Below are 6,809 nucleotides of genomic sequence, written 5' to 3' on the forward strand. Positions count from 1 at the left end.
GAAGTTACGGGCGGCGCCTACACTGCCGCAGCTGTCGCTAGTGAGTTTGAAACTAATCTTGAGATCAAGATCAAGATCAAGATCAAGATCAAGATCAAGATCAAATCTTCATATATTGCATCGCTGTTTTGCAGGGGGCGGCCAGGGTTGCGTGTATCTGCACAGGACCACGAACCATTAATGCAGAATCTGCTTCAAAAACGCCTGTGCCCGCGCCGTCCTGGGCTGCCCGAAGAACACTTCCGGTGAAGAGTCCTCGATGATTTGCCCACCTTCGAGAAACAACACCCGCTCTGCCACCTGTCGTGCAAAGCCCATCTCGTGGGTCACGCAGAGCATGGTCATGCCGGTACCGGCCAATTGCACAAGAACGTCCAAAACTTCGGCCACCATCTCCGGGTCGAGCGCCGAGGTCGGCTCGTCGAACAGCATGATCCTCGGCTTCATGCACAACGCCCGGGCGATCGCCACCCGCTGCTGCTGACCGCCAGAGAGCTGGCTGGGGTACTTGTTCGCCTGGCTTTCGATACCGACCTTGCTCAGGTACGAGCGCGCCCGTTCCTCGGCGTCCCGCCGCGACAGGCCGCGCACGCTCATCGGTGCCAGCAGGCAATTGTCGAGCACGCTCATGTGCGGGAACAGGTTGAAGTGCTGGAACACCATGCCGATCTCGCTGCGCACCTTGGCGGCCTCGCGGCCAGTGCTGGCAAGGTCGGTGCCGGCCACGCGAATGCTGCCCTGCTGGGCGATCTCCAGGCGGTTGATGCAGCGGATCAACGTCGACTTGCCCGAGCCCGAGGGGCCGCAGAGCACGATCCGTTCGCCCTCGCGTACCGACAGGTCGATATCGTGCAGCACATGGAACGCGCCGTAATGCTTGTTCAGGCCCTCGATACGGATCAGCTCCGGGCGCGGGTCGGGGGCAGGGTGCCGGCTGGCAAGGCTCAAGGGTGCGGTCATCTTGTTGTTCTCCCGCTCAAGGTTCAGGCGAAGCGTGCGGCGCTGTAGGGCGCAGGGTCGGTGAAGGGGCGCTCGCCGGTCATCAGCTCCGCCAGCAGGCGGCCGCTGACCGGGCCCAGCGTCAGGCCATGATGGGCATGGCCGAAGTTGAACCACAGCTGCTTGTGCAGCGGCGCCGGGCCGATCACCGGGCGCATGTCCGGCAGGCACGGGCGGCGGCCCAGCCAGGGCTTGTCGTCCAGGCGCTCGCCCAGGGCCGGGAACAGCTTGCGCGCCAGGGCCTCGCAGCGGCGCAGCTGGATCTCATTGGCCGGGGCATCGCTGGCGGCGAATTCGATGCCGGTAGTCAGGCGCACGCCCCGCGCCATCGGCGCCAGGACATAGCCGCCCTGGGTGTCGCAGATCGAGTGGCCCAGTTCGGCGCCGTCGCGGGTCGCGTAGTGCATGTGGTAGCCGCGCTTGATCCCCAGCGGAAAGCGGTAGCCCAGCCGTTCATAGAGGTCGGCCGACTGCGGGCCGAGGCAGGCCACCACCTCGTCGGCGGTCAGCGTGCCGCGGCGGCTGTCAACCTGCCAGCCACTCTCGACCTGGCGCAGGCTACGCGCATCGCCGTGGAGGAACTGCCCGCCACGCTGGACGAACAGCGCGGCATAGCCACGGGTCAAGCCGCCGGGGTTGCTCACGGTCTTCGGGTCAAGCCAGTGGATGCCACCGATCACCCCACCGTCCAGTTGCTGCTCGCGGGCCTGCAGTTGCTCGCGCTCGAGGATCTCGTAGCGCAGGCCATAGCGGGCCAGGCCTTGAAGGTCGTGCTTGGCCTGGGCGAACAGCGTGGCGTCGCGGTACACCTCGATCCAACCCTTGGCCTGCACCAGCCCTTGCAGGCCGGCGGCTTCGATCAGCGCATCGTGTTCCTCGACGCTGCGCTGCACCAGCGGCAGCATGTCGGCGGCGGCCTTGGCCAGGCGTCCGGGGGCGGACTGGCGCCAGTAGCTGAGCAGCCACGGCGCGGCCTTGGGCAGGTGGGCGAGGCTGTAGCGCACGTCGGGCTGGCGGTTCAGGCCATAGCGCAGCAGGGCGCTGTACTGGCGCGGGAAGGCATAGGGGATCACGCTGGAGCGCTCGATCAGCCCGGCGTTGCCATGGCTGGTGCCGCTGCCTGGCTCGTCGCGGTCGATGAGGATCACCTGGCGTCCGCGGGCCTGCAGGTGCAGGGCGGTGCTGACGCCGACGATGCCGGCGCCCAGGACGATGGTCTGGCAATGCATGGAAGGTTTCCTTCAGTCAGTTCAGGTGGCGGCCCAGGCGGGCTTCCAGGTGTTTCAAGGTGCGCCGGACCGCCTCGACGATCAGCAGGTAGAGCACTGCCGCCCACAGGTAGATCTGGAAGTCGAAGCTGCGCGAGAAGGCCAGCTTGGTCACCCCCATCAAGTCGTAGATCGTCACCAGCGAGGCAATCGCGCTGGCCTTGATCATCATGATCAGCTCGTTGCCCAGCGGGCCGATGGCCACCAGCAGCGACTGCGGCAGGACCACCTTGAAGAAGGTGGTCGAGCGCTTGAGGTTGAGTGCCTTGGCCGCCTCGTACTGACCCGGCGCGACCGCCATCAGACTGGCGCGGAAGATCTCGGCCTGATAGGCCGCCGTGTTGAGGGTGAAGGCGAGCAGGGCGCAATACCAGGCCTCGCGGAAGAACCACCAGAGGCCCATCTCCTGCCAGAAACCCTTGAGCGAACCCAGCCCGTAGTACAGCAGGAACAGCTGGGCCAGCAGCGGTGAACCGCGGAAGAAATACACGTAGCCAGCCGCCAGGCGCCGCAGCACGCAGCTGGGTGACATGCGCGCCAGCGCCAGGAGCATGCCCAGCAGCGCGCCGAGGGTGAACGAAATCGCCACCAGCTTGGCGGTGACCAGCAGGCCATCGACGAAACGCGCGCCGTAACGGTCCAGCAAGTCCGGGTCGAGCACGTAGGCCAGCAGTTGCTCCAGGCTCATGGGCGGGCTCCTTGCAAATGGCGGTTGCTGCGCCGCTCGAGCAGGGCGAAGACCCTGCCCGACAGCGCCGAGAACAGCAGGTAGACCAGGCAGGCGACGCTGTAGAACAGCATCGGCTCCTTGGTCACGCTGACCGCGAGGTTGGTCTGGCGCATCAGGTCGATCAGCGAGATGGTCGAAACCAGCGAGGTGTCCTTGAGCAGGCTCAGCCAGTTGTTCGACAGGCCCGGCAGGGCGATGCGCGTTAGTTGCGGCAGCACCACCTTGAAGAACCCGGTGCGCTTGCCCAGGCCCAGGGCCGAGCAGGCCTCCAGCTGGCCCTTGGGCAGGGTCTTGAAGGCCATCAGCCAGATCTCGCTGGAGAATGCGGCGAACACCAGGCTGAAGGCGGCCATGGCGGCGAGGAAGGTGTTGATCAGCACCTCGCCTTCATAGCCCAGCGCGGCGAGGAGCTTCTGCGCGGCGATCTGGCAGCCGTAGTAGATGATCAGCAGGGTGAGCAGTTCTGGCAGGCCGCGAAACACCGTGGAGAAGAGGGTGGCCCAGGCCCGCGGCAGGCGTTTGCGAGAACGCGCGGCGAGCGCCACCAGCAAGCCCAGTGGCAGGCCGATGGGCAGGCAGGCCAGGGCCAGCGACACGGTCACCAGCGCGCCGGCCAGCAACGCCTGGCCCCAGCCGCCGCTGGCGAAGGAAAGCAGGGAGAGTTGATCGAGCATGGCTAACCCCCAGGAAACAGTTGCCCTGGTGGGAGCGGGCTTGCCCCGCGATGGCGTGGTTCACTGATCAGGCGCCATCGCGCGGCAGGCCGGCCTCCACGAGATTACTGGTAGATGTCGAAGGCGAAGTACTTGCTCGCGATCTTCTGGTAGGTGCCATTGGCCACGATCGCCGCCAGCGCCTCGTTCAGCCGGGTGCGCAGGGCCGGGTCGTCCTTGCGCACGGCAATCGCCGCGTCGGCCTTGGTGCCGTCGACGTCGCCGAGGATCTTGCAGCAGTCCTTGCCATTCTTGTTCAGCCATTCGTGCAGCGGGAACTTGTCGGCGATCACCCCGTCCAGGCGCCCGGCGGCAAGGTCTGCGTTGGCTTCGTCAAGGGTCGGGTACAGCTTCACGTCCGCGCCGGCCTTGCCGTATACATCCTCGGCGTAGATCGCCTGGGTCGAGGCGGATTGCGCGCCGACCGTGTAGCCCTTGAAGTCGGTCTGCGCGTCGCTGATCGGGCTGTCCTTGGCGACGGCCACGGTCAGTGGGGTGCGGTAGTAGTGGTCGGTGAAGGCGATCTTCCGGCGCCGTTCCTCGGTGTCGATCATCGAGGCCACCACCGCGTCGTACTTGCGCGCCATCAGCGCCGGAATGATGCCTTCCCAGTCCTGGGCCACCAGGGTGCACTCGACCTTCATCTGTTCGCACAGGGCATGGGTGATGTCGATGTCGAAGCCGTGCAGCTTGTTGTCGGCGTCGACGTAGTTGAAGGGGGGATATGCGCCTTCAGTGGCAAAGCGCAGGGTCTCGGCACTGGCGTGGCCCGCCAGCAGCAGGGCGCACGCACCCACCACAGCCATGGTTCCTTTCATCTCGCACCTCGGTCATCGCACTCTTGCTATTGTTGTTTGCCCGCCGGCCACGAGGTGTAGCCGACGAACTCGTTATGTAGAGCGGCAGTTGCTTCCAAGCGTTTTTCAACATCCGGTCCGAGCTGCTTGCAGACCTCGTTGACCATCAGGTGCACCCACGACAGCATGGTCGCGGTGGATTCCCAGAACAGGTTGAATTCGGTGGGGATGCGGAACACCTCGTCGGCTTCGGCATCGGCCCAGTCACAGAAAGTGTCGGTGACCAGGGTCACCGGGATGCCCAGCGCACGGGCCTTGTGGCACAGCTGCAGGGCGTGGCGCGAATAACGGCGTGCTTCGAACACCACCAGCGCGCAGTCTTGCGGGCGCCCCAGCAATACCTCGCCGAAATGCCCGGCGCTGCCATCGACCAGTTGCACGCCGTCGCGCAGGTACTGCAACAGGTGGCTCATGCACATGGCCACGCCACGCTCGGTCTGAAAGCCGGCGACGAATATCCGGGGTCTATCGGCCAGGCGGCGGGCGACCTGTTGCCAGGTCTCGCCGCGGCTGTACTCGTGCACGCGCACCAGCGCGGCCATTTCCAGCTCCAGGCTGCCTGAGCGCTGGTCGTCCTCGGGTTGCTGGCGAAACGCCTGCAGGCGGTCGCCGGCCAGCCACGGGCCGTCGCCCAGGTCGTTCTGCAGGTCCTGCTTGAGAGCCTTGAGGTGGGCATAGCCCAGGGCGCGGCAGAAGCGGCCGACGCTCGATTCGCTCACGCCCAGCTTGGCGGCGATGCTGGCCGAGGTCTGGAAGGGCAGTTCGTGGAGGTTGGCGAGCATGTAGCTGGCGATCTGGCGGCCCGAGGCGGCAGCGCTGTGCAGGCTGCTTTCCAGGCGTTGCTTGATCGATTGGCTCATGGTCGGTTCCGGTTGATTTCTGGCGTGGAAGCCAAAATGGCTGTTTTCTGTCATCAAGTCAATATTTGACAGATAGCTGTCATTGGCGGGAAAGTCTGTGCAGTTGCGCTGTAGCGATTCCAATTCCAAGAAAGGAGCTCCAGATGTCTTCACCTTCCACCGGCCCTGTCGTGCGCGTGCCTTTTACCGAACTGCAGGCATTGCTCCAGGCAATCTTCGCGCGGCATGGCTGCAGCGCGGCAGTGGCCGCCGTACTCGCCGACAACTGCGCCAGCGCCCAGCGTGACGGTGCCCACAGCCACGGGGTGTTCCGTATTCCCGGTTATGTCTCGACCCTGGCCAGCGGTTGGGTCGATGGCCGCGCCGAGCCGCAGGTAACCGACCTGGCACCGGCCTATGTGCAGGTCGATGCCAAGGGCGGTTTTGCCCAGCCGGCCCTGGCCGCGGCCCGCGCGGTGTTGGTGGAGAAGGCGCGCACGGCCGGCATCGCGGTGCTGGCGATCCACAATTCGCACCATTTCGCCGCGCTGTGGCCGGATGTCGAGCCATTCGCCGATGAAGGCCTGGTGGCCCTGAGCGTGGTCAACAGCATGACCTGCGTGGTGCCCCACGGTGCGCGCAAACCGCTGTTCGGCACCAACCCCATCGCCTTCGCCGCGCCTTGCGCGGGGCACGACCCGATCGTCTTCGACATGGCCACCAGTGCCATGGCCCATGGCGACGTGCAGATCGCCGCCCGGGCCGGCGAACAGCTGCCGTCGGGCATGGGCGTGGATGCCGCCGGCCAGCCGACTACTGACCCCAAGGCGATTCTCGAAGGCGGCGCCTTGCTGCCATTCGGCGGCCACAAAGGCTCGGCGCTGTCGATGATGGTCGAGCTGCTGGCGGCGGCGCTGACGGGGGGCCATTTTTCCTGGGAGTTCGACTGGTCCGGGCATCCGGGGGCAAAGACCCCGTGGACCGGGCAGTTGCTTATCGTGATCGACCCGGCCAAGGCGCAAGGCGAGCGTTTTGCCCAGCGCAGCCGGGAACTGGTAGAGCAGATGCAGGAAGCGGGGCTGATGCGCATGCCGGGGGAACGGCGCTACCGTGAGCGTGAAGTGGCACTGCGCGAAGGCGTGGGATTGTCCGAACGGGAGCTGGCCGAGTTGCAAACACTCGCTGGCTGAACCCAAGTTCCATTGTTCAGGGTACCGGTGCGGACCTGCTTCGCACCGGTGTCCGGCCTTCCACCGCACTCTGCTCACACCGTGAGCGCTGCGCCTCCCTGGCGTTGAGCCCCGCTGCTCCTGCCGTTGTCCCCCCTTCCCATGTCAGCCCGCCCCCCCGCGATCCATTAGCGTTCCGAGCATTTCCGACTGGCAAAAGCAGGATGCTTACCA

At 65.6% G+C, this 6,809-nt stretch carries 8 protein-coding genes; 2 read left to right on the forward strand and 6 right to left on the reverse strand.

What is annotated here, in order from left to right; genetic code table 11:
• On the forward strand, window positions 1-249 hold a 249-nt coding region (locus OH705_RS18020), incomplete at its 5' end, for a hypothetical protein (protein WP_267302679.1).
• Here the strand turns inward: OH705_RS18020 and OH705_RS18025 are convergent.
• The 6 genes from OH705_RS18025 to OH705_RS18050 all read right to left on the reverse strand — a co-directional run bounded on the left by OH705_RS18025 (window position 178) and on the right by OH705_RS18050 (window position 5,427).
• Window positions 178-960, reverse strand: coding sequence for an amino acid ABC transporter ATP-binding protein (locus OH705_RS18025; RefSeq protein WP_023632410.1), 783 nt, complete (start codon window positions 958-960; stop codon window positions 178-180). The genes OH705_RS18020 and OH705_RS18025 overlap by 72 nt on opposite strands.
• A gap of 23 nt (window positions 961-983) precedes the next feature.
• Entirely contained in the window at window positions 984-2,228 is a 1,245-nt protein-coding gene (locus tag OH705_RS18030) for an FAD-dependent oxidoreductase (protein WP_267302680.1), read from the reverse strand.
• Between the two features lie 16 nt (window positions 2,229-2,244).
• A complete protein-coding gene (locus OH705_RS18035; RefSeq protein ID WP_023632573.1) occupies window positions 2,245-2,955 on the reverse strand; it encodes an ABC transporter permease in 711 nt (236 codons plus the stop codon).
• Complete coding sequence (locus tag OH705_RS18040) at window positions 2,952-3,671, reverse strand: ABC transporter permease (protein WP_023632572.1); 720 nt, start codon at window positions 3,669-3,671, stop codon at window positions 2,952-2,954. The genes OH705_RS18035 and OH705_RS18040 overlap by 4 nt, the downstream gene beginning before the upstream one ends.
• Window positions 3,672-3,775: 104 nt before the next feature.
• Window positions 3,776-4,528, reverse strand: a complete 753-nt coding sequence (locus OH705_RS18045; RefSeq protein WP_267302681.1) for a transporter substrate-binding domain-containing protein — start codon at window positions 4,526-4,528, stop codon at window positions 3,776-3,778.
• Window positions 4,529-4,554: 26 nt separating this feature from the next.
• Window positions 4,555-5,427, reverse strand: a complete 873-nt coding sequence (locus OH705_RS18050; RefSeq protein ID WP_110605815.1) for a MurR/RpiR family transcriptional regulator — start codon at window positions 5,425-5,427, stop codon at window positions 4,555-4,557.
• A gap of 143 nt (window positions 5,428-5,570) precedes the next feature.
• On the opposite strand from OH705_RS18050, the gene OH705_RS18055 reads away from it, so the two are divergent.
• A complete protein-coding gene (locus OH705_RS18055) occupies window positions 5,571-6,596 on the forward strand; it encodes an Ldh family oxidoreductase (RefSeq protein ID WP_267302682.1) in 1,026 nt (341 codons plus the stop codon).
• Window positions 6,597-6,809: the final 213 nt, after the last annotated feature.

This window comes from Pseudomonas sp. BJa3 (assembly GCF_026343815.1).
GTDB classification, from domain to species: domain Bacteria; phylum Pseudomonadota; class Gammaproteobacteria; order Pseudomonadales; family Pseudomonadaceae; genus Aquipseudomonas; species Aquipseudomonas soli.